Origin of the sequence: Profundibacterium mesophilum KAUST100406-0324 (assembly GCF_009835145.1) — a bacterium.
GTDB classification, from domain to species: domain Bacteria; phylum Pseudomonadota; class Alphaproteobacteria; order Rhodobacterales; family Rhodobacteraceae; genus Profundibacterium; species Profundibacterium mesophilum.
On sequence record NZ_APKE01000026.1, the window covers coordinates 122,421 to 144,962 of the forward strand.

The 22,542-nt window shown below is 66.9% G+C and carries 15 protein-coding genes and 1 tRNA gene; 8 read left to right on the forward strand and 8 right to left on the reverse strand.

Annotated features, from left to right (window positions below):
- Window positions 1–109 precede the first annotated feature (109 nt).
- The 3 genes from scpA (at window position 110) to PMES_RS11495 (ending at window position 3,660) form a co-directional block, all read left to right on the forward strand.
- Window positions 110–2,230, forward strand: coding sequence for a methylmalonyl-CoA mutase (gene scpA, locus PMES_RS11485; RefSeq protein WP_159965829.1), 2,121 nt, complete (start codon window positions 110–112; stop codon window positions 2,228–2,230).
- A gap of 257 nt (window positions 2,231–2,487) precedes the next feature.
- The gene (locus PMES_RS11490) at window positions 2,488–3,168 is read left to right on the forward strand and encodes a molecular chaperone DjiA (RefSeq protein WP_159965830.1); all 681 of its coding nucleotides are present in this window, start codon (window positions 2,488–2,490) and stop codon (window positions 3,166–3,168) included.
- Window positions 3,169–3,231: 63 nt separating this feature from the next.
- Window positions 3,232–3,660, forward strand: coding sequence for an AAA+ family ATPase (locus PMES_RS11495; protein WP_236549784.1), 429 nt, complete (start codon window positions 3,232–3,234; stop codon window positions 3,658–3,660).
- Here the strand turns inward: PMES_RS11495 and PMES_RS11500 are convergent, their stop codons facing one another.
- The 4 genes from PMES_RS11500 to PMES_RS11515 all read right to left on the reverse strand — a co-directional run bounded on the left by PMES_RS11500 (window position 3,661) and on the right by PMES_RS11515 (window position 9,433).
- Complete coding sequence (locus PMES_RS11500; RefSeq protein ID WP_159965831.1) at window positions 3,661–5,211, reverse strand: Ppx/GppA family phosphatase; 1,551 nt, start codon at window positions 5,209–5,211, stop codon at window positions 3,661–3,663.
- A gap of 154 nt (window positions 5,212–5,365) precedes the next feature.
- Entirely contained in the window at window positions 5,366–7,534 is a 2,169-nt protein-coding gene (locus PMES_RS11505; protein ID WP_159965832.1) for an RNA degradosome polyphosphate kinase, read from the reverse strand.
- Between the two features lie 71 nt (window positions 7,535–7,605).
- Entirely contained in the window at window positions 7,606–8,346 is a 741-nt protein-coding gene (locus PMES_RS11510; protein WP_159965833.1) for a DnaA/Hda family protein, read from the reverse strand.
- Window positions 8,336–9,433 carry an AI-2E family transporter gene (locus PMES_RS11515; RefSeq protein ID WP_159965834.1) on the reverse strand — a complete coding sequence of 366 codons (1,098 nt, stop codon included), beginning with the start codon at window positions 9,431–9,433 and terminating at the stop codon, window positions 8,336–8,338. Before PMES_RS11515 ends, PMES_RS11510 begins: the two co-directional genes overlap by 11 nt.
- 146 nt (window positions 9,434–9,579) lie before the next feature.
- Here PMES_RS11515 and proS point away from each other — a divergent pair, with 146 nt between their 5' ends.
- From proS to PMES_RS11535, 4 genes are all read left to right on the forward strand, one after another.
- Window positions 9,580–10,938, forward strand: a complete 1,359-nt coding sequence (gene proS, locus PMES_RS11520) for a proline--tRNA ligase (protein ID WP_159965835.1) — start codon at window positions 9,580–9,582, stop codon at window positions 10,936–10,938.
- A 136-nt stretch (window positions 10,939–11,074) separates the two neighbouring features.
- On the forward strand, window positions 11,075–12,193 hold the full coding sequence (locus PMES_RS11525; RefSeq protein WP_159965836.1) for an endonuclease/exonuclease/phosphatase family protein: 1,119 nt from the start codon (window positions 11,075–11,077) through the stop codon (window positions 12,191–12,193).
- A gap of 38 nt (window positions 12,194–12,231) precedes the next feature.
- Window positions 12,232–13,518 carry a lipoprotein-releasing ABC transporter permease subunit gene (locus PMES_RS11530; protein ID WP_159965837.1) on the forward strand — a complete coding sequence of 429 codons (1,287 nt, stop codon included), beginning with the start codon at window positions 12,232–12,234 and terminating at the stop codon, window positions 13,516–13,518.
- The gene (locus PMES_RS11535) at window positions 13,511–14,188 is read left to right on the forward strand and encodes an ABC transporter ATP-binding protein (protein ID WP_159965838.1); all 678 of its coding nucleotides are present in this window, start codon (window positions 13,511–13,513) and stop codon (window positions 14,186–14,188) included. Before PMES_RS11530 ends, PMES_RS11535 begins: the two co-directional genes overlap by 8 nt.
- Window positions 14,189–14,192: 4 nt before the next feature.
- Here the strand turns inward: PMES_RS11535 and PMES_RS11540 are convergent, their stop codons facing one another.
- From PMES_RS11540 to PMES_RS11555, 4 genes are all read right to left on the reverse strand, one after another.
- Entirely contained in the window at window positions 14,193–14,639 is a 447-nt protein-coding gene (locus PMES_RS11540; protein ID WP_236549785.1) for a DMT family transporter, read from the reverse strand.
- Between the two features lie 134 nt (window positions 14,640–14,773).
- Window positions 14,774–14,848 (reverse strand) — tRNA-Gly (locus PMES_RS11545).
- A 133-nt stretch (window positions 14,849–14,981) separates the two neighbouring features.
- On the reverse strand, window positions 14,982–18,425 hold the full coding sequence (locus tag PMES_RS11550) for a pyruvate carboxylase (RefSeq protein WP_159965839.1): 3,444 nt from the start codon (window positions 18,423–18,425) through the stop codon (window positions 14,982–14,984).
- A 528-nt stretch (window positions 18,426–18,953) separates the two neighbouring features.
- Window positions 18,954–19,691 carry a PAS domain S-box protein gene (locus PMES_RS11555; RefSeq protein WP_159965840.1) on the reverse strand — a complete coding sequence of 246 codons (738 nt, stop codon included), beginning with the start codon at window positions 19,689–19,691 and terminating at the stop codon, window positions 18,954–18,956.
- Between the two features lie 196 nt (window positions 19,692–19,887).
- On the opposite strand from PMES_RS11555, the gene PMES_RS11560 reads away from it, so the two are divergent.
- Entirely contained in the window at window positions 19,888–22,278 is a 2,391-nt protein-coding gene (locus PMES_RS11560) for an ATP-dependent helicase (RefSeq protein WP_159965841.1), read from the forward strand.
- The last annotated feature ends 264 nt before the right edge of the window (window positions 22,279–22,542 follow it).

Consider the following 22,542-nt stretch of genomic DNA (forward strand, 5'->3'; position numbering starts at 1 on the left):
AGCCTCCTGTCATATTTGATATAGGACATGCGGGCGGCGAAACGAAGAGCGGACGCGGCGGCCTCACGGCGGCGTGCGGCGCTCGTGAAGCAAAGCGGAGAGAACGATCATGAGCGACTGGAAAAGCCGTGCGGAGAAGGAACTCAGGGGCCGTCCGCTGGATGCGCTGACCTGGCGCACCGCCGAGGGGATCGACGTGGCGCCGGTGCATGGCCCCGAAGACGCCGAAGGGTTGCCCCATACCGGCGCCATGCCGGGCGAGGCGCCCTATACGCGCGGGCCCAAGGCGACGATGTATGCGGGCCGCCCCTGGACGATCCGGCAATATGCCGGCTTCTCGACCGCCGAGGAGAGCAACGCCTTCTACCGCCGGGCCCTCGAGGGCGGGCAGCAGGGCGTATCGGTCGCCTTCGATCTGGCCACCCACCGGGGCTACGACAGCGACCATCCGCGGGTCGAGGGGGACGTGGGCAAGGCCGGGGTCGCGATCGATTCGGTGGAGGACATGAAGATCCTCTTCGACGGCATCCCGCTTGGCGAGATCAGCGTCTCGATGACGATGAACGGCGCCGTGATCCCGGTGCTTGCCAGCTTCATCGTCGCGGGCGAGGAGCAGGGCGTCGATCGCGCGCAGCTTTCGGGGACCATCCAGAACGACATCCTCAAGGAGTTCATGGTCCGCAACACCTATATCTATCCGCCAGAGCCCTCGATGCGGATCGTGGCCGACATCATCGACTATACCAGCCGTGAGATGCCGCGCTTCAACTCGATCTCCATCTCCGGCTACCACATGCAGGAGGCCGGCGCGAACCTGGTGCAGGAGCTGGCCTTCACCCTCGCCGATGGCAAGGAATACGTGAAGACGGCCGTGGGGCGCGGCATGGATGTGGACGCCTTCGCCGGGCGGCTCTCGTTCTTCTTCGCGATCGGGATGAACTTCTTCATGGAGGCGGCCAAGCTGCGCGCCGCACGCTTCCTGTGGCACGAGATCATGCAGGAGTTCGAGCCGAAGAAGGAACAGAGCTCGATGCTGCGCACCCATTGCCAGACAAGCGGTGTCAGCCTCGCCGAGCAGGATCCCTACAACAACATCGTGCGCACCGCCTACGAGGCGATGAGCGCGGTGCTGGGCGGCACCCAGTCGCTGCACACCAACAGCTTCGACGAGGCGATCGCGCTGCCGACGGATTTCTCCTCGCGCATCGCCCGCAACACCCAGCTCATCTTGCAGAACGAGACCGGCGTGACCAATGTCGTCGACCCGCTGGCCGGCTCCTATTACGTCGAGAAGCTCACGGCGGACCTGATCGAGAAGGCCCGCGCCCTGATCGCCGAGGTGGACGAGCTGGGCGGGATGACCAAGGCGGTGGCCAGTGGCATGCCCAAGCTGCGCATCGAGGAAGCGGCGGCGCGCAAGCAGGCGGCCATCGACCGGGGCGAGGAGGTCATCGTCGGCGTCAACAAGTTCCGCCTCGAAAAGGAGGAGCCGCTCGACATCCGCGTGGTCGACAATGACGGGGTGCGCAGCTCGCAGATCGCCAGGCTGGAGCGTATCCGGCAAGAGCGCGACCAGCCGGCCTGCGACGCGGCCCTGGATGCGCTGGCAGACGGCGCGCGGGACGGATCAGGGAACCTGCTCGAGCTGGCGGTGGAGGCCGCGCGCGCCCGGGCAAGCGTGGGAGAGATCAGCATGGCGATGGAGAAGGCGTTCGGGCGCCACAGGGCCGAGGTGAAGACGCTCGCGGGCGTCTACGGGGCCGCCTATGAAGGCGATGCCAATTTCGCGGCCATCCAGAAAGATGTCGAGGATTTCGCCGAGGAGGAAGGCCGCAGGCCGCGCATGCTGGTGGTCAAGATGGGACAGGACGGGCACGATCGCGGTGCCAAGGTGATCGCCACCGCCTTTGCCGATATCGGCTTCGACGTGGATGTCGGTCCGCTCTTTCAGACCCCCGACGAGGCGGCGCAGGACGCGGTCGACAACGACGTCCACGTCATCGGCATCAGCAGCCAGGCGGCCGGGCACCGCACGCTCGCGCCGCAGCTCGTCAAGGCGCTCGAAGCCGCCGGGGCGGGCGAGATCCTGGTGATCTGCGGCGGGGTGATCCCGCAGCAGGACTACGATTTCCTTCGCCAGGCGGGGGTGAAGGCCATCTTCGGGCCCGGCACCAACATTCCCGAGGCGGCGCGCGATATCCTGTCGTTGATCAGGGCCGCGCGCGGCTGACTGGGAGGGGGCGGGCGCCCACCTTGCGGTGCCCGCGCCCCGCCTCGCGCACGCCCGGCCCGCCCGTGCCAGACCCGCCCGTGCCAGCCCCCGCGCAAGGGCTGCGCGCCGTCGCGCTCAAAGACGCGCGGCGGGCTGGCCTTTCGCCGCGCGATGGGATTTACCGGAAGGCGGGGCAATCACTGCGCGCGCCGTCCGGCTCCCGGGCCGATGCGCGGAGCGGCGCCCCGAGCCCTTTCGCCCCCGGGGAGCGCGCCATGACGCTTTGGGACCGAATCGCCGCCGCCCTGTCGGCCCTTGCCTCCGGCGAAAGCCTGGCGGCCATTTTCGACCGTCTGCGCGCACCGCCCGAGCGCAGCGTGGCCTTCACGATCGCGGTGATCGGCCTCGGCGCGAAGATGGCCAAGGCCGATGGCCGGGTGACGCGTGACGAGGTCGCGGCCTTTCGCGACGTGTTCACCATCCCCGAAGGCGAGACGGCCAATGCCGCCCGTGTCTTCGACCTCGCACGGCAGGATGTCGCGGGCTACGAGGAATATGCGCGGCGCATCAAGGCGATGTTCGACAAGGACGAGGAGACGCTTTGCGATCTCGTCGAGGGGCTGTTTCACATCGCGCTGGCCGATGGCGACTATCACAGCGCCGAGGATGCGTATCTGCGGCGGGTGGCCGAAATCTTCGAGATCGCGCCGGCAAGCTTCCGGCGGATGCGTGCACGCTTCGTTCCCGATTGCGCCCCCGATCCGCATGACGTGCTCGGTGTCGCGCCCGATGCCCCGCTTGACGAGAAGAAGCGCGCCTGGCGCCGCCTTGTGCGTGAGACCCATCCCGACAGGATGATCGCGCGCGGCGTGCCCGCCGAGGCGGTGCAGATGGCGCAGCGCCGCCTGGTGGCGATCAACGAGGCATGGGAGCAGGTCAGCCGCGGCGCGCGCTGACCCCCCTCGAAGCGGCGCGGCGCGGCCCTATCTGTCATGCACAGCCATGTCAGGAGAGCCCAGATGGGACGTAACAGAGCCATCGCGACCGCCCTCGCCATTTCCATCGCCGCAGGCCCGCTCGTCGCCGAAACGGGCACCGGGCCGGACACTGCGAAGCCGGGCATCGTTCCCGTGCAGGAGGTGGAGGGCGATTCGCCGGCAGTCCGAAAGGGGATCGAGGATGGTATGGCGCTCCTGTCCGAAGGGGCAGGGCAGGTGCTGCGTGGGTTGCTGGGGTCGATCGAGCCGGGTCTGCGCGAGATGGCCGAGGCGCTCGAGGGCTGGGACCTCGATGCGCTGGGCCTCGACGACCTGCGCGCCTATCATCCGCCCGAAATGCTGCCCAACGGCGATATCGTGATCCGGCGGCGCGATGAGGCGGGGCCGCCGCCCGGCGATGCACCGGGTCCGGATGCCGATATCCCGCCCGAAGGCGCCATCGAGCTGTGATCAGCGCGGTTTGAGCCGCTTGATCTCGCTGTTGGCATCGAGCGCGCTGACGAGAGCGCCGAACCGCGACTGTGCCACCTCGCCGAAGAGCGCGTCGGCATGCGCGCTCAGCCGCAGTTCGAGCATGCGTTTCTTGGGAAACCAGCGCAGCTCTCCAAGGCTGTCGGGCGTCTGCGCCGAGAACATCGCTCCGAAGCGCAGCGCCCGGCCGAGGACCTCCGCCTGGCGGCTCTCCTTGTCGGAGAGCAGTCCCAGCAACGGCTCGAAACGCGAGCCCGAACGCGAATTCTTGTAGCGGTGCAGCAAGGACAGTCCCAGGAAAACCCGTTCGGAATGCGTCAGCCCGCCGAGATTGGCGCGTGTCGCATTGTCGAAACAGGCCTCGTGCCGGTAGTCGGGATGCGCCCGCCAGCTCACGTCATGCAGCAGGCAGGCCGCGCGGATCACCCGCTTGCGGCTGTCGGGCTCGCCCTTGAAGATCGGCTCTATGAACCTGTAGAGCGCGCGCCCGAAACCGGGAATGCGCGCATCCTTCTTCTCGGCGAAGCGGCAGGCCTCGATGAGCGGGTCGCGGTCCCGCAGGCGCTGTGGCATCTGCTCGTAGAGCATGCCCTCACGGATGCCATAGCTGGAGATCGCGATCTCCTTGGGCCCCAGCGCGCGCACCAGCTGCTTGAGCACCATGGAGGCAATGGGGACCAGCGCCATGCGTGCCTCGCCGATCCCCGTCAGGGCGCGCAGCTCGGCGGTGTCATGCTCGGCGATGAAGGTCGCGGTGGCCTGGATCGCGCCGCTGCTCATCCGGTATTCATGCTGCACGTGCAACGGGTAGCCCCGGCGCTGCATGTCGATCCGCGCGATCGCGCGCCAGGAGCCGCCAACGAGAAAGAGACGCTTGTGATCGGTGCCGACCTCCTCGGCGAGCGCCGCGATGGTCTTGGAAATCTCGGCCTTGATGCCTTTCTTGCCGCCCCGCACGCCCTGCAGGCGCAGCGGGCCGAGCGGTGAGGTGACGCGCTTGCCGACGCGTCCGCCCTCGATGCGCGCAAGCTCCATCGAGGAGCCGCCGATGTCGCAGACAAGCCCGGCCGCCCCCGGCCAGCCCAGCAGGACGCCCTGCGCCGAAAGCCGCGCCTCCTCGCGTCCGTCGACTACCCAGAGCTTGATCCCGGTCTGTTCCTCGACCTCGCGGCGAAAGGCCGGGCCGTCCTCGGCCTCGCGCACGGCGGCGGTGGCCACGGCGGTCAGCGGGCTGGCGCCCATGCCCTCGGCCAGAAGCGCGAAGCGCCGCATCGCGGCAAGCGCGCGCTCGCGGCCCGTCGGGTTCAGGCGCCCGGTCTCGTTGAAGCCCGCCCCGAGCCCGCACATGACCTTCTCGTTGAAGAAATAGGCCGGGCTGCGCGCCGCGCCGTCGAAGACGACCATCCGAACCGAGTTCGAGCCGACATCGATCACTCCGACCCGGCTGAGCGCACGCGCCGACGGATCATCGAAAAGCGGCCTGCCGAACGGTCCCCATTCCTCTGTGGCGATCTCGGTCGTGGCTGTCATGGTGGGCCTTCCGGGCAATGTGCGGCGCAGGGTGCACCGGCGGGGCAGGGGTGGTCAACGCGCGATGCGCGGTTGCGGTCCGCCGGCGGGATGCGACGCAGCGGCGCGGGCGAGGCGCGACACGAATGGTCCGCGGCGCGGCGCATTCGGCCGCTCATTCCTCCGAATGGGTCAGTTCCGGCACATCGCCCGCGCCGGCGCTGCCACGCCCCGACAGGGACGGGTTTTCCATGAAGAAGCGGTGGCAGTTGAAACCGGGACCCTCGGGCCGCTCGAAACGCCCATCGGGCCCGAGCAGCCAGCTCTGCGCCGTGTCGACCATGTTGGCGGCCATGATCTGGCTAACGATCTGCGCCTTCACGGTGGGGTTGGTGCATTCGACGAGGGTCTCGACGCGGCGATTGAGGTTGCGCCCCATCCAGTCGGCGGAAGAGATGTAGACCCGTGCGCGCCGAGAGGGCAGCTCCTGCCCATTGGCAAAGCAGACGATGCGCGAATGCTCGAGGAACCGCCCGACGATGGATTTCACGCGGATATTGTCCGAAAGGCCCCGCAGGCCGGGACGCAGCCCGCAGATGCCGCGGATCACGAGACTGATCTTCACCCCGGCCTGGCTCGCGGCGTAGAGCGCGTCGATCACGTCCGATTCGACGAGCGCGTTCATCTTGGCCCAGATCGCGGCCGGCCGGCCCTGCCGCGCGTTCTCCGCCTCTGCCGCGATCCGCTCCAGAAGCGTCGTCTTGAGGTTGAGCGGCGAGATCGACAGGTTCTCCAGCCGTTCGGGCTGCGCATAGCCCGACAGGTAGTTGAAGACCCGCGTCGCATCGCGCCCAAGCGCCGCGTCGCAGGTAAAGAGCGACAGGTCCGTATAGAAGCGGGCGGTGATCGGGTGGTAATTGCCTGTTCCGTAATGGGTATAGGTCTTCAGCTCGCGGCCCTCGCGGCGCACCACGGTGCTGATCTTGGCATGGGTCTTGAGGTTGAGAAATCCGTAGACGACATGCGCGCCGGCCCGTTCGAGGCGCCGTGACTGGCGGATGTTGGCGGCCTCGTCGAAGCGGGCCTTAAGCTCGACCAGCGCGGTGACCGACTTGCCCTGCTCGGCCGCGTCGCAGAGCGCATCGACGATCGGGCTGTCGCGGCTGGTGCGGTAGAGGGTCTGCTTGATGGCGACGACGTCGGGATCGTTGGCGGCCTGCGCGAGGAAGCGCACAACCATGTCGAAGGTCTCGTAGGGGTGATGCAGCAGCATGTCCTTCTGCCGGATCGCGGCGAACATGTCGCCGTCATGGTCCTGCACCCGTTCGGGCACGCGCGGCGTGAAGCTCGGCCAGAGCAGGTCGGGGCGCTCGTCGAGCACCAGTTCGGCAAGGTCGGCGATGCCGATCAGGCCGTCGACCTCGATCACCTCGTCCTCGCGCACCGGAAGCTGCTCCATGATGATCTTGCGCAGGCTCGCCGGCGCGCCGGCGCTGATCTTCAAGCGCACCACCTCGCCGCGGCGCCGCCGCTTCAGCGCGACCTCGAACTCGCGTACCAGGTCCTCGGCCTCGTCCTCGACCTCCAGGTCGCTGTCCCGCAGGACCCGGAACGCGCAGCTGCCGCGCTCGACATAGCCCGGATAGAGGCTGGAGATATGCATCAGCAGCAGATCCTCGAGCGGCACGTAGCGGCGCTGCCCCTCGGGGGCGGGCAATGGCACGAAGCGCTTGATCTGGGCGGGAATCGGCAGCAGCGCGCGCAGCTTGCGCCGGTCCTCGCCGCCTTCGAGCTGCAATGCCAGCGAGTAGCCGGTATTGGGAATGAACGGAAAGGGATGCGCCGGGTCGATCGCGAGAGGCGAGAGGATGGGGAAGACCTGGCCCAGGAAATAGTCGGCGAGGAAGGCGCGATCCTCGGTGCCGATCGTGTGACGGTCCAGGATGGCGATGCCGGCCGCCTCCATCTCCGTCTGCAGCGCCTGGTAGACCGATTGCTGGTGATCCATCAACAGCCGCGCCTCGCGGTTGATCATCCGCAGCTGCTCGGCCGGGGTCAGCCCGTCGGCGGCCGGCGTGGTCTTGCCGGCCTGCGCCAGCTCGCGCAGCCCGGCGACGCGCACGGTGTAGAACTCGTCGAGATTGGTCGCCGAGATGGACAGGAAGCGCAGACGCTCGAGCAGGGGCACGCGCGGGTTCTCGGCCTCCTCGAGGACGCGCCAGTTGAAGGCCAGCCAGCTCAGCTCACGGTTCACGAACCGCGCCGGCCCCGTCAGGTCGGCGTCCTCGGCCGCTGCGGTGGCCTGGGGGAAGGGCGAGTTGAGAAAATCCGTCAGTGGTGTCATGCCGGCCCGCGAGATTGGCCCCGGCGGCGCAAGCGCGCGGCTGCCGGCGGCGGTGGTCTCCATTGGGGCCGTTATGGCGCGGTGCCGGCGCCGCTGTCCAGTGCAGCAAGCGCCCGGCGCGCCAGCGGAACGGTGATCGGGCGGCGCTCGGCGAGCGACAGGCGGTCGATCTCGGCGGCGAGCCGGCTTGCCCCCGCGCCCGAGCGCGTCATCCGCGGCGCCAGGTAGCTCAGCACCGCCGCCGGCACCTGCAACTGCCGATCGGCCAGCTGCTTGCGCAGCAGGGCCACGAGGAGCGCGTCATCGGGCGCCGCGATCGCCATCACCCCGGCGGCCTGCAGGCGGCTCTTGAGGTCGGGCAGCGCGATCTGCCAGCGCGCCGGACCCTCGCGTCCGGTCACAAGGAGCCTGCCGCGCTCGGCCATCAGCAGGTTGTGCAGGTGAAAGAGGGCGGTCTCGGCCCGCCTGCGCCCCGCGATCGCGGGCACATCCTCGACCGCGACATGCCGCGCCGAGGCAAGCGTGGGGATGTCGAGCCGTTCGAGCTGTGCCGCTTCGACCACCACCGCGTCGACCTGCGCGGCCCAGACATGCGCGAGATGGGTCTTGCCGGAGGCCTCCGGCCCGATCAGGGCCAGCTTGCCCCCGGCCGCGGGGCTGCCGGCCGCGAGGGTCGCGACCGCGGCGGCATTCGAGGGGGAGACGAAGAAGTCCTCCCGTCCAAGAGCGGCGCGCACCGGCAGCTCGAGCACCAGTTGCTGCCCGTCGCTGCCCTGCACCGGGCCGGGCGCGGGGTCGCGATCAGCGTGCATCGTCTTCGAAGACGTCGCCGAGGATCTCGTCTTCGTGGATCACACCGCGATAGAGCATGCTGTCCTTGTACTGGGCGATCATGAAGCGCGCGACGACACCCAGCGCGGCGGCGACCGGCACGGCGACCAGAAGGCCCACGAAGCCGAAGAGGGAGCCGAAGGCCGCCAGTGCGAAGAGCAGCCAGACGGGATGCAGTCCGACGCTGTCGCCCACGAGCTTGGGGGTCAGCACGTTGCCCTCGATCAGCTGGCCGAACTGGAAGATCGCGGCGACGCCGATGACCCAGAGCCAGTCGCCCCATCCCTGCACCAGGGCGAGGCCGACCGCCAGGCCGCCGCCCACCAGGGCGCCGACATAGGGAATGAAGGTGAGCGCCCCCGCCAGCGCGCCGACGACGATGCCGAATTGCAGGCCCATCAACATGAGCGCCACCGCGTAGAAGGTGCCGAGGATCAGGCAGACCGTGCCCTGGCCGCGGATGAAGGAGGCGAGGGTCGTGTCGATCTCCCTGGCAATCTGACGGATGGTGGGGGCATGATCGCGCGGCAGCAGCCCGTCGATCCGCGCCACCATGTTGTCCCAGTCGAGCAGGAGGTAGAAGGCGACGACAGGCACGATGACGAAGAGCAGCAGCGTGTTGACGAGGCCGCTGACCGAGGCGAGCAGCCCGTTGATCAGCTCGCCGCCGCGCGACTGGATCGTCTCGCCGAGGCCGACGAGGGAGCGGCGCAGGGTCGAGTCGGCCTCGAGCAGGTCGGGATAACGCTCGCTGACGAAGCGCTGGAAGGTCTGGATCTGCTGGGGGGCGGATTCGATCAGCGATGCGGCCTGGTTGACCAATGTCGGCAGCACCAGAAGCGCCAGCGCAACGAAGAGCAGCAGCGCAAAGATGGTGATCACCGCCGTCGCCCAGATCCGTCCGAACCCGACCCGCTCGAGCGCATCCGCGATGGGATCGAGCATGTAGGCGATCGCGCCGCCCAGCAGGAAAGGCAGGATGACATCGCCCAGAAGCCAGAGCAGAACGAAGAGGACGGCGGCCGCCAGTCCCCAGTATTTCACCTGTTCGCGTACCAGAAGGGTCATGGGTCATCCTCTCGCCAATGCGCGTGTGTCGCCCCTTCGCCGGTTCAAATCAAGCCCCGTGACGCTTGCTTGAGCGTGCGCCAGCCCCTAAACCGCGAGCAATGCGCGCCCGCACGGCGCGCCCACAAATGGTCAAGGATTCGCCCATGCGCCTGTCGCGCTATTTCATGCCCGTCCTCAAGGAAACGCCCGCCGAGGCGCAAATCGCCTCGCATCGCCTGATGCTGCGCGCCGGGATGATCAAGCAGGCGGGGGCGGGGATCTACTCTTGGCTGCCGCTGGGCTTCAAGGTGCTCAGGAAGATCGAGACCATCGTGCACGATGAGCAGCAGCGCGCCGGGCATATCCCGATGCTGATGCCGACCGTGCAATCGGCCGAGCTGTGGCGCGAGAGCGGGCGGTATGACGATTACGGCAAGGAAATGCTGCGCATCACCGACCGGCACGGGCGCGACATGCTCTACGGCCCCACCAACGAGGAGCTGATCACCGACATCTTCCGCTCGCATGTCAGCAGCTACCGCGACCTGCCGCTCACGCTCTACCACATCCAGTGGAAGTTCCGCGACGAGGTCCGTCCGCGTTTCGGCGTCATGCGGGGGCGCGAGTTCTACATGAAGGACGGCTACAACTTCGACGTGGACCGCGACAGCGCGATCCATGCCTACAACCGCCACATGGTCAGCTACCTGCGAAGCTACGAGCGGATGGGGCTCAAGGCGATCCCGATGCGCGCGGCTTCCGGGCCCATCGGCGGCGACGACACGCATGAGTTCCTGGTGCTGGCCGAGACCGGCGAGAGCGAGGTCTTCTACGACGCCGCGATCACCGATCTGGAACTGGGCACGCGGGCGGTGGATTACGATGACCGGGCGCAATGCGAGGCGATCGTGCGCAAATGGACCGCCCCCTACGCGCGCACCGACGAAACCCATGACGAGGCGCTCTTCGCGCAGGTGCCAGAGGCGCAGAGGCGCAGCTCACGCGGAATCGAGGTCGGCCAGATCTTCTATTTCGGCACCAAGTATTCCGAGGCGATGGGCGCGACCGTCACCAATGACGAAGGCCAGGTGGTGCCGGTCCACATGGGCTCGCACGGCATCGGCGTGAGCCGCCTTCTGGGCGCGATCATCGAGGCGAGCCATGATGAGAAGGGCATCATCTGGCCCGAGGGCGTGACCCCTTTCGACGTGGGGATCGTGAACCTGCGCCAGGGCGACGGGGATTGCGACGCGGCCTGCGAGGCGCTCTATGGCGGGCTGCGCGCGGCCGGACTCGATCCGCTCTATGACGACCGGGACGAACGGGCGGGCGCGAAATTCGCCAGCATGGATCTCATCGGGCTGCCCTGGCGGATCACCGTGGGTCCGCGCGGGCTCAAGAACGGGGTCGTGGAGCTGACCTCGCGGCGCAGCGGCGAGAGCGAAGAGGTCTCCGCCGAGGCTGCCATCGCCCGGATCGCCGAGATCTACGGGCAGGTCCGCGCCGCGGCGATGCCGAGCTGAGCGCGCCCGCCGACAGGCCCGCGGCGCGCTGCTCGATTGCGATTCCGGGCGATCGGCGGTAAGGGGGCGCGGTCCGGCATCTCGCCGATGCCCCTTTCCGTCGCGGCGGATCGCAGGAACAAGGGAATCACGCACCATGGATATGGGGATCATCTCCACCGCCTACCTGGCATTCATGTATGTCACGTCGCTGGCGATGCTGACATTCACGGCATTGCCGTTCACCGGCAGCCATGCCTGGTGGATCAGGGTGATGGACTTTCCGCGCTTCCATTACATCGCCGTGATCCTTCCCCTCCTCGTGGCCGCATGGTGGCTGCCGAGCTGGCACCGCGAGGGGATCATGCTGATCCTCGGCGGCTGCCTCGCCTACCAGTTCTGGCGTGTGCTGCCCTACACGCCCTTCGTGCCCAAGGAGATCCGTTTCGCCTCCGAGGGGAACGGCGACGACGTCGTCACGCTGATGTCCTCGAACGTGCTGATGGAGAACCGCGATTACGCCGCAGTGCGCCGGGTGATCGAGGAGAACGATCCCGACATCCTCTTCCTGATGGAGATCGACCAGACCTGGCTCGACGCGATGGAGCCGGCGCTCGAGGGCTACGAGACGGTGATCCGCCACCCCAAGGACAACTATTACGGCCTCGTCTTCGCGACGCGTCTCAAGATGCACGAGGTGCGCGTCGCCTATCTTACCCAGGAGCGCACGCCGACGCTCTTCTCCGAGCTGGAGACGGACGATGGCAAGCGCTTCCGCTTCGTGGGCATGCATCCCAAGCCGCCCACCCCCGGCGTCGATACCGAGGAGCGCGACGATCAGCTGTTCTACGCCGCGCGCTTCGCCCGCGATTCCAACCTGCCGGTCGTCATCATGGGCGATTTCAACGCCGTCGCCTGGAGCCACGTCGCGCATAAGTTCAAATCCGTGGGCCGCTATCTCGACCCGCGCATCGGGCGTGGACCGCTGCCCAGCTTCGATGCCAATCACCGCATCATGCGCTTCCCGATCGACCAGCTCTACATCACCCCGGATATCGCGCTGATCTCCTTCGGTCGCGGCGAGAATGTCGGCTCGGATCACTTCCCCATGTTCGCCAAGCTCAGGTTCGATCCCGAGCAGGCGGAACGGCTCAACAAGAGGCTCGTCCCGCTGCCCGAGGATGTCGAGACCGAGATCGAGACCCGCATCGCTCGGCACCGGGCCCGCCTCGACGCTGTCATGGACGAGGTCGAGGACGAGCGCACCGACGCCTGAGACGGCGCGATCCCTCCAGCAAGCAGCGAGACCTTACCGTGGCCGCATCGCCCCTTCCGTTTTCCCGTTTCGAATGGCTGATCGCCTGGCGCTACCTGCGGGCCAAGAGGGCCGAGGGCGGCGTCAGCGCGATGACCTGGATCTCCCTGATTGGCATCACCCTGGCGGTTTTCGCGCTGATCGCGACCCTGGCGGTGCGCTCGGGCTTTCGCGATGAGTTCATCGACACGATCCTGGGGGCGAACGCCCATGTGACCATCTACGCCACGCCGCGCGTGGACGAGGCGGGGCGCACCAGAAACGATCTTCCCGATTACGCGGCGATGGCCGAGCGCGTCGCGCAGGTGCCCGGCGTCACCCGCGTCGCCCCCCTGGTCAAGGGACAGGTCATGACCGCCTTCCAAGGCGCGACGGCCGGTGTCGAGGTTTTCGGCATCGCCCCGGATGATCTGGCAACGATCCCGCGCATCGCCGATCCCGAAGCCTCCGACGGGGCGATCGAGCGCTTCGGGGAGGGCATCGCGATCGGCTCCGGCGTGGCGCGCAGCCTGAATGCAGGGGTCGGCGACGTGATCCGGCTGATTTCCCCGGACGGGGTAAAGACCGCCTTCGGCACAAGTCCGCGCGTGTCGAATTACGAGGTCGTCTATATCTTCACCGCCGGGCGCTACGACATCGACAAGACGCGCGTCTACATGCCTTTCGAGGAGGCACAGGTCTATTTCAACCGCGATGCCGCCGCCGACGAGCTCGAGGTGATGGTCACCGATCCCGAGCATATCGAGGCGATGAGCCGCGCGCTCTATGCCGCCGCCGGACCCGGCGCGCGGCTGTGGACCTGGCGCGACAGCAGCGGCGGCTTCCTGCGGGCGCTCGATATCGAGGACAACGTGATGTTCATCATCCTGAGCATCCTCGTGCTGATCGCGGCGATGAACATCATCTCGGGGCTGGTGATGCTGGTGAAGAACAAGGGCCGTGATATCGGCATCTTGCGCACCATCGGGCTGACGGAGGGCTCGATCCTGCGTATCTTCTTCATCTGCGGCGCGACCACGGGGGTTCTGGGCACCGTTTTCGGCCTCGTTCTGGGGGTGCTCTTCGCGCTCTATATCGACCCTATCTTCTCCTTGGTGAACTATGCCTCCGGCGGCGATGCGTGGGACGCTTCGATCCGCGGGATCTACGCGCTTCCCGCCAAGCTCGAGGCGGGGGATGTCCTCTCGGCGGTCGGCCTGTCGCTGGGGCTCAGCTTCGCGGTGACGATCTTTCCCGCACGCCGTGCCGCGCGTCTCAACCCGGTGGAGGCGCTGCGCTATGAGTGACGACGTGCTCAGGCTCGAAGGCATCGAGAAGGTCTACAACAAGGGCGCGGTCTCGCAGGTGAGGGTGCTGCGCGGCGCCGACCTGTCGCTGGCGCGCGGCGAGGCGGTGGCCATGATCGCGCCCTCCGGGGCGGGCAAGTCGACCTTGCTGCATATCGCGGGATTGCTCGACACGGCCGATGCGGGGCGCGTCCTGCTCGGTGGGCAGGACATGACCGCCCTGTCGGACCGGCGCCGAACGGCCGCGCGGCGGGCGCGGATCGGGTTCGTCTACCAGTTCCATCACCTGCTGCCTGAGTTCACGGCGCTCGAGAACATCATCCTGCCGCAGCTTGCGGACGGGGTCCGGCGGGGCCCGGCGGCGAAGCGCGCGCGGATGCTTCTCGAGACGGTCGGGATCGCGCATCGCGCCGATCATCGACCCTCCGCCATGTCCGGCGGAGAGCAGCAGCGCACGGCCCTGTGCCGCGCCCTTGCCAACGCGCCGGACCTGCTGCTTGCGGACGAGCCGACGGGCAATCTCGATCCCGAAACCTCGGACACCGTCTTTGCCGCGCTCATGCGCCTTGTGCGCGAGACCGGGCTCTCGGCGCTGATCGCGACGCATAACCTGGAGCTTGCGGCCCGGATGGACCGCACGTTGCGTCTCAGCCAGGGGCGCGTCGAGTGACGGGTTAGGCCTTCTGCGTGACGAAGACGCCGAGCGCCATCAGGGCGATCCCCAGCGCGCGCATCGCGGTCAGGCTCTGCTGACGCGCGCCGAACAGGCCGAAATGGTCGATGATCGCGGCCGAGACGAGTTGCCCCAGGAGCACGAAGAAGACCGCGTTGCCGACGCCGAAGCGCGGCGCGACGAAGGTGATCGTCAGGACGTAGAAGGCGACGAAGAAGCCGGCGGTAAAGAGGTGCCAGGGTTGCCCGGCAAGACGCTGCAGCCCTCCGAGCCCGGTGACGGCGCCCACCAGGAGCGTGGCCCCGAGCGCCACGGTGAAAAGGACGGCCCCGGCGGCCACGGGCGCGCCGATCCGCGTGCCGAGCGCGGCATTGAGCGAGGCCAGCACGGGGATGCCGATCCCCGCCGCAAGCATCACGGCCGCATCCCTGAAATGTTCCGTCGCCATACTTGCCCGCTCCCCTCGCAACCTCGCAAAGCGGAGCGTAGGGCAGGGCCGCTGGCATTGCCAGATGCGCCGTATTCGATGGCGCAGACGCGAAAAGGCCGCCCCGGAGGGCGGCCTTTTCGCAGTAAACCAATTGGAGCGGGCGATGAGATTCGAACTCACGACCCCAACCTTGGCAAGGTTGTGCTCTACCCCTGAGCTACGCCCGCGTCCCGTTGGTGAGGCAGGATTTACTGCCCGTGGGCGGTCTCCGCAAGGGCAAAAACAAAGAAAAATGCCCCGGACGCCAAGTTTCTGACCCGAGCGGCGGAACGGGCCGCCCGGACGGATCCTCCGTTCCGCCTACTCGAATTCGATCAGGAGATCCTTCGCGTCGATCTGGGTGCCCGGCGTCACATGAACGGCCTTCACGGTGCTCGCGCGTTCGGCATGAAGGCCTGTCTCCATCTTCATCGCCTCGATGGTCAGAAGCAGATCGCCCTCCTTGACGGCGCTTCCCACCTGCACGCCCACCGTGGCCACGACGCCCGGCATCGGCGCGCCCACATGCGCGGCATTGCCGGGTTCGGCCTTGGCGCGGACCGCGGCGCTGCCGGCCATCTTGCGGTTCGGCACACGCACGAGGCGGGGCTGGCCATTGAGCTCGAAGAAGACCTTGGACTTGCCGTCATCGCCGGTCTCGCCGATGGCCTGGCACCTGATCTCGAGGGTCTTTCCCGGATCGATCTCCGCGGTGATCTCTTCGCCGGGTTCCATCCCGTAGAAGAAGGTATGGGTGGGCAGGGTGCGCACCGGGCCGTATTCCTCGTTGCGCAGGCGGTAATCGGAGAAGACCTTGGGATACATCAGGTAGCCCATCAGGTCCTCGTCATCGATCGGCACGCCGCCGGCGGCCGCCGATGCCTCGGCGCGGGCCTGCTCGAGATCGACCGGCGCAAGATGCTTGCCGGGCCTGTCGGTGATCGGCGCCTCGGTCTTGAGCACCTTCCTTTGCAACGCCTCGGGCCAGCCGCCCGGCGGCTGACCGAGATTGCCGCGCATCATGTCGACCACCGAATCGGGGAAGGAGACCTCGACCTGCGGATTCTCGACCTCGGCGCGGCTCAGTCCCTGGCTGACCATCATGAGGGCCATGTCGCCGACGACCTTGGAGGAGGGCGTCACCTTCACGATGTCGCCGAACATCTGGTTCACCTCGGCATAGGTCTCGGCGACCTCGTGCCAGCGCTCCTCAAGGCCGAGCCCTCTTGCCTGCGCCTTGAGGTTGGTGAACTGCCCGCCGGGCATCTCGTGCAGGTAGACCTCCGAGGCGGGCGCCTGCAGACCGCTCTCGAAGGCGGCATATTGGGCGCGGACCGTTTCCCAGTAGTTGGAGATCTCGCGGATCGCGGTGATGTCGAGACCGGTCTCGCGTTCGGACCGGGCGAGCGCCTCGACGATGGTGCCGAGCGTGGCCTGGCTGGTGTTGCCCGAGAGCGAGTCCATCGCGCAATCCACCGCGTCGACGCCTTCCCCGGCCGCCGCCAGGATCGTGGCGCAGGCGATGCCGGCCGTGTCATGGGTGTGCAGGTGGATGGGAAGCCCGACCTCCTGCTTCAGTGTCCGCACGAGATGGCGCGCGGCGGCCGGCTTGAGCAGGCCCGCCATGTCCTTGAGCCCCAGGACATGCGCGCCCGCATCGCGCAACTCGCGGCCCATGCCGACATAATAGGCCAGATCGTATTTCGCACGGTCCGGATCGCCCAGATCGCCGGTATAGCAGATCGTCCCCTCGCAGACCTTGCCGCTCTCGATCACCGCATCCATCGCGACGCGCATGTTCTCGGTCCAGTTGAGGCTGTCGAAGACGCGGAAGACGTCGATACCGCTCTCGGCGGCCCGGGCCACGAAACCCTTCACCACGTTGTCGGGATAGTTGGTATAGCCGACGCCATTGCTGCCGCGCAGCAGCATCTGCGTCATCAGGTTGGGCATTGCCGCCCGAAGATCGCGCAGGCGTTGCCAAGGGCATTCCTGCAAGAAGCGATAGGCGACATCGAAGGTCGCCCCGCCCCAGCATTCGACGCTGAAGAGCTGCGGCAGGTTCGCCGCGTAGACGGGCGCGGCGCGGATCATGTCGATGGAGCGCATCCGCGTGGCCAGGAGCGACTGGTGTCCGTCACGCATCGTCGTGTCGGTAATCAGAAGTTCCTTCTGCTCGGACATCCAGTCGGCCAGCCCTTGCGGGCCGAACTGATCGAGGATCTGCCGGGTGCCCGGCCGGGGTGCATCCGTGCGGGCGGAGGGGGCGCGGGGCGTGCGGGCGCCGGCGGCGGGCAGGTCGCGCCCCTCGGTCTCGAGGTGACCGTTCACGGTGATATCGGCGATATAGGTAAGGATTTTCGTTGCCCGGTCGCGGCGCGGCGCGAAATCGAAAAGCTCGGGCGTCTGGTCGATGAACTTGGTGTGGTATTCGTAGTTCAGGAAGGTGGGATGCTTGAGCAGGTTTTCCACGAAGGCGATGTTGGTGCTGACACCGCGGATGCGGAACTCGCGCAAGGCCCTGTCCATGCGGGCGATCGCGGCTTCCGGCGTCGGAGCCCATGCTGTCACCTTCTCGAGGAGCGAATCGTAATAGCGCGTGATGACCGCCCCGGAATAGGCGGTGCCGCCATCAAGGCGGATGCCCATGCCCGTGGCGCCGCGATAGGCGGTGATGCGGCCGTAGTCGGGGATGAAGTTGTTGGTCGGATCCTCGGTGGTGATGCGGCACTGAATGGCATGGCCGCGCAGTTGCACGTCGTATTGCGACGCCGTTCCCGTCGCCTCCACCAGGCTTTTGCCCTCGGCCACGAGGATCTGTGCGCGCACGATGTCGATGCCGGTGACTTCCTCGGTCACGGTATGCTCGACCTGGACGCGGGGATTGACCTCGATGAAGTAGAATTCGCCCGAATCCATGTCCATCAGGAACTCGACCGTCCCGGCGCACTCGTAATTCACATGCTCGCAGATCCGTTTGCCGAGGCTGCACAGCTTCTCGCGCTGCGCGCTCGACAGGTAGGGCGCGGGCGCACGCTCGACGACCTTCTGGTTCCGGCGCTGCACCGAACAGTCCCGCTCCCACAGGTGATAGATGCGGCCATGGCTGTCGCCGAGGATCTGCACCTCGACATGGCGGGCACGCTCGATCATTTTCTCGAGGTAACCCTCGCCGTTGCCGAAGGCCGCCTCCGCCTCGCGGCGCCCCTCGCGCACTTTCTCCTCGAGGTCCTCCTCGGAATGGATCGGACGCATACCGCGCCCGCCGCCACCCCAGCTTGCCTTGAGCATAAGCGGGTAGCCGACCTCCGCCGCCTGCCTGCGGATCTCGTCCATGTCATCGCCAAGCACCTCGGTGGCGGGGATGACCGGCACGTCTGCCTCGATGGCGACACGCCGCGCGCTGGCCTTGTCGCCAAGGCGGCGCATGGTTTCGGCACGCGGGCCGATGAATGCGATGCCGGCATCGGTGCAGGCATCCACGAAATCGGGGTTCTCCGACAAGAGCCCGTAGCCGGGGTGGATCGCGTCGGCGCCGGACATGCGGGCCACGCGAATGATCTCCTCGATGCTCAGATAGGCGGCGACCGGTCCGAGGCCTTCGCCGATCCGGTAGGCTTCGTCGGCCTTGAAGCGGTGCAGGCTGAGCTTGTCCTCCTCTGCGAAGATCGCGACCGTCTTCTTGCCCAGCTCATTGGCCGCGCGCATCACCCTGATGGCGATTTCGCCGCGATTGGCGATCAGGATCTTCTTGAAATCGCTCATGGTGACGGGTCCTCTTTCCTTGATCTGCAGGCATGTCGCCTTCGCAGGCGCAGAAAAAGCGTAGAGGCTTACCCTTGCACGGGCAATAGACCGCAAGATCGGGGAAAGGGGCCGAAGACATATATGGAGCCAATGACAGGCAGAGCACGGCGCGGGGTGCCGTCGGAACAGGCAGCGGGCGGGACGGAACGGCGAGACGTCGGGCGGCGAGGGCGGCATGCGGGCTGCCACACCGTATGACGGACGGTATGGCCGGCAGACCGGCTCGGATGATCGAGAGGCCGGCGTCCGGGATATGACACGCGAAGGCGCCCTTCGCATGCTCCGACTGCAGGGAAAGATCCGGCCGGGTTTGGCATGGCAGTCCTAGATCGGTCAGTTCCGGGGTAGGCATGCCCCCGCTGCCGGAACGGACCGGGCCGCGAGCGGCCCAGTGCAGCGCCGGTCCAGCCCAGCGTCGCACCCGGCCCAGCGCTGGACCCGGCCCAAAGCCTGCCCACCACCCGCCCAGCGCCCGATTTGGCGCGGCTAGCCCGACGCGCAGCGCGAGGGCGGCGCCTCGAACATCTCGGACAGTTTCATGAGGGACCGCTCCACATGGGGGTGGCGGGACAGCTGCTTCACAGCGTCTTCGGACAGGAGATACTGTTCCCTGCGCACCTGTGCCTTGGCGATCTGTGCATCTGCGACCGAGCGGATGTCCATGAGTGCGCGATCGATCGACCGGCAGATCCCCGCAAGCGCGGCGATCGAATCATGCATCCGGTTCGGCTCTATCTTGCCGCGATCCACGGCATCGAGATACGTGCTGACCTGTGACAGCTGGAAGGCGGCCTGCGCCGAGAAGTACTGGACATCCTCGAAGGCAAGCTGATCGCCCTGCGGCCGGCTGATGTGGCGCAGGTAGACGGCACTGCCCAGAACGCGTTCGCGCCCGTCATGCATCGAGATGGGCTGGATCGTGGTATCCCACATGATCGAGCCCTCGCTCATGTCGAGCACCTCGCGGTAGCGCTGACTGGTGCGACTGCGTACACAGGTCGTGTAGTGCTTCGCGACCTGTTTGGCCTGCTCCGGAGGCAGGATGTCCTCGAGGTTCTTGCCGCACAGATCCTGGTGTTTGAACCCGGATATGCGCTCATGGGCCGTGTTGATGCCGAGAATGCGGAAGGGAGTGTCCCCATCGCGGCGTTCCGCCGCGAACATGGGAATCTGGAAGATGTTGATCTCCTCGCGCAGGGCATCGGGATCTAGTGTATCGAACATGGATGCTCTCGCTTTGTCTGACCGTATTATCGCCACAGCTTGCACGTCAGTCTGTATATAAAGGCTTAAGGTGGCAGGGGTGGGACCCGTGTCTGCGCTACTTTTCGCCAGTGAGTACTCCGGCAAGGATGTTTCGCTCCGAACAAAAAGAGAACAAGGCTTCCCCCTGCAAGCAGTTCCCGCTAGTTTGGGCCGTATGAGCAATTTCGATGAAAGCGATGCCTTCGACGCCGCCGTGCCACTCTCGGCACGCGCCGCCGCGGTGCGCCCCGCCCCCTATCTCGACGATCTCAACCCTGCCCAGCGCGAGGCGGTCGAGACGCTCGACGGTCCCGTCCTCATGCTCGCGGGGGCCGGAACCGGCAAGACCAAGGCCCTGACCTCGCGCATCGCGCATCTGATGGTCACGGGGCGCGCGCGCCCCAACGAGATCCTGGCCGTCACCTTCACGAACAAGGCCGCGCGCGAGATGAAGGAGCGGGTCGGCCGGGTGCTCGGGCAGACGGTCGAGGGGATGCCGTGGCTCGGCACCTTCCATGCGATCTGCGTCAAGCTCCTGCGCCGTCATGCCGAGCTGGTCGGGCTGAAATCCAATTTCACCATTCTCGATACAGACGATCAGATCAGGTTGCTCAAGCAGTTGATCGTCGCCGAAAACATCGACGAGAAGCGCTGGCCCGCAAGACAGCTCGCCGGGTTGATCGACGGCTGGAAGAACCGTGCCTGGACCCCCGAGAAGGTGCCCGCCGCCGAGGCCGCGGCCTTCGACCAGCGCGGCACGGAGCTCTACGACTACTACCAGCAGCGGCTCAGGACGCTCAACGCGGTCGATTTCGGCGATCTGCTGCTGCATGTCGTCACGATCTTCCAGACCCGGCCAGACCTGCTGGAGCAATATCAAAAACGATTCAAATACATCCTCGTCGACGAGTATCAGGATACGAACGTCGCCCAGTACATGTGGCTCCGGCTGCTTGCGCAGGGGCATCGGAATATCTGCTGCGTGGGTGACGACGATCAGTCGATCTATGGCTGGCGGGGCGCCGAAGTGGGCAATATCCTGCGATTCGAGAAGGATTTCGAAGGGGCCCACGTGGTCCGGCTCGAGCAGAACTATCGCTCCACGCCCCATATCCTCGCCGCCGCCTCCGGCGTGATCGGCGCCAACGAGGGCCGGCTGGGCAAGACCTTGTGGACCGCCGAGCAGAAGGGCGAGAAGCTCCGGCTGATCGGTCACTGGGACGGCGAGGAGGAGGCGCGCTGGATCGGCGAGGAGATCGAGGCGCTGCAGCGCGGCGCGCGGGGCATGCGGGTCCTGAGCCTCGACGACATGGCGATTCTCGTGCGCGCCTCGCACCAGATGCGTGCCTTCGAGGACCGGTTCCTGACAATCGGGCTGCCCTACCGGGTGATCGGCGGGCCACGCTTCTACGAACGGCTGGAGATACGCGATGCCATGGCCTATTTCCGGCTCGCGACATCGCCGGATGACGACCTGGCCTTCGAGCGGATCGTCAACACGCCCAAGCGCGGCCTTGGCGACAAGGCGCGTCAGAAGATCCAGATCGCGGCGCGCGAGGCGGGGGTCACCCTCGTCGACGGCGCCCGCCTGCTGCTGTCCGAGAAGGGGCTTAGCGGGAAGGGCGGGGCGGAGCTGCGCAGTCTGGTGGACGGTATCGGACGCTGGAGCGACGAGGCGCGGCGCCCCGATCACAACCATATCGAGCTGGCAGAGCGTATCCTCGAGGAATCCGGCTACACGGCGCATTGGCAAAACGACAAGACGCCCGAGGCGCCCGGCCGCCTCGAGAACCTCAAGGAGCTGATCAAGGCCCTCGAGCAGTTCGAGAATCTTCAAGGGTTTCTTGAGCACGTGGCGCTGATCATGGATAACGAGACCGAGGAGCACGGCGCGAAGGTCACGATCATGACCTTACACGGGGCCAAGGGGCTCGAATTTCCGGCGGTGTTCCTGCCGGGCTGGGAAGACGGGCTGTTCCCCTCGCAGCGCAGCATGGACGAATCGGGGACCAGCGGTCTCGAGGAAGAGCGGCGCCTTGCCTATGTGGGCATCACCCGCGCCGAAGAGCTGTGCACCGTCAGCTTCGCGGCGAACAGGCGCGTTTACGGGCAATGGCAATCGGCGCTTCCCTCGCGTTTCATCGACGAGCTGCCAGAGGCGCATGTCGAGGTGCTGACCCCGCCCGGTCTTTACGGCGGCAGTTACGGCGCGGCCGGCATGGCAGCGAGCGCCTCCCCCTCGATCATGGCGAATCAGGCGAGCGAGCTGCACGAGAAGGCCAGCCGCGCCGATGTCTACAGCTCGCCGGGATGGCGCAGGATGCAGGCGCGTGGCGCCGCGCGCCCGGTTTCGCAGCCGTCGGAGGCCCGCAACATGGTGATCGACATGCAGGCGGTGTCCGCCTACGGCGCGGGGGATCGGGTGTTTCACAAGAAATTCGGCTACGGAACCGTTCTGGCCACCGAGGGCGACAAGCTCCACATCGAATTCGACAAGGCCGGCTCGAAGAAGGTCGTGGCGAAATTCGTCGTCGAGGCGGAGCGCGCCGGAGACGTGCCCTTCTGATCCGAACACGGCCGCACGGAGCCCGCGGAATTGTCAGCCGGCGCGTTGTTCGGCTGGTTTTGCATGCGCGCACCGGCCACGCATATGGCCCGTACCGGCATTCCGTTATGTTCAGGGGGCGAAAAGCAAAACGGCGACGTTCGGGAGGAGGTGAACGCCGCCGCTCTGGCAACGCGGACGCCCTAGGGAGGAGGAGCGGACGCCGCGTATCTCGATCAGGCCATGTCGGCCCGGGATGTGCCCGGTGCGGCGACGTTCGGGAGG

What these genes read in the sequence shown, in the direction of transcription:
- scpA (WP_159965829.1), top strand. Translation starts at nt 110, where the DNA reads ATGAGCGACTGGAAAAGCCGTGCGGAGAAGGAACTCAGGGGCCGTCCG.
- PMES_RS11490 (WP_159965830.1), top strand. Translation starts at nt 2,488, where the DNA reads ATGACGCTTTGGGACCGAATCGCCGCCGCCCTGTCGGCCCTTGCCTCC.
- PMES_RS11495 (WP_236549784.1), top strand. Translation starts at nt 3,232, where the DNA reads ATGGGACGTAACAGAGCCATCGCGACCGCCCTCGCCATTTCCATCGCC.
- PMES_RS11500 (WP_159965831.1), bottom strand. Translation starts at nt 5,211, where the DNA reads ATGACAGCCACGACCGAGATCGCCACAGAGGAATGGGGACCGTTCGGC.
- PMES_RS11505 (WP_159965832.1), bottom strand. Translation starts at nt 7,534, where the DNA reads ATGACACCACTGACGGATTTTCTCAACTCGCCCTTCCCCCAGGCCACC.
- PMES_RS11510 (WP_159965833.1), bottom strand. Translation starts at nt 8,346, where the DNA reads ATGCACGCTGATCGCGACCCCGCGCCCGGCCCGGTGCAGGGCAGCGAC.
- PMES_RS11515 (WP_159965834.1), bottom strand. Translation starts at nt 9,433, where the DNA reads ATGACCCTTCTGGTACGCGAACAGGTGAAATACTGGGGACTGGCGGCC.
- proS (WP_159965835.1), top strand. Translation starts at nt 9,580, where the DNA reads ATGCGCCTGTCGCGCTATTTCATGCCCGTCCTCAAGGAAACGCCCGCC.
- PMES_RS11525 (WP_159965836.1), top strand. Translation starts at nt 11,075, where the DNA reads ATGGATATGGGGATCATCTCCACCGCCTACCTGGCATTCATGTATGTC.
- PMES_RS11535 (WP_159965838.1), top strand. Translation starts at nt 13,511, where the DNA reads ATGAGTGACGACGTGCTCAGGCTCGAAGGCATCGAGAAGGTCTACAAC.
- PMES_RS11540 (WP_236549785.1), bottom strand. Translation starts at nt 14,639, where the DNA reads ATGGCGACGGAACATTTCAGGGATGCGGCCGTGATGCTTGCGGCGGGG.
- PMES_RS11550 (WP_159965839.1), bottom strand. Translation starts at nt 18,425, where the DNA reads ATGAGCGATTTCAAGAAGATCCTGATCGCCAATCGCGGCGAAATCGCC.
- PMES_RS11555 (WP_159965840.1), bottom strand. Translation starts at nt 19,691, where the DNA reads ATGTTCGATACACTAGATCCCGATGCCCTGCGCGAGGAGATCAACATC.
- PMES_RS11560 (WP_159965841.1), top strand. Translation starts at nt 19,888, where the DNA reads ATGAGCAATTTCGATGAAAGCGATGCCTTCGACGCCGCCGTGCCACTC.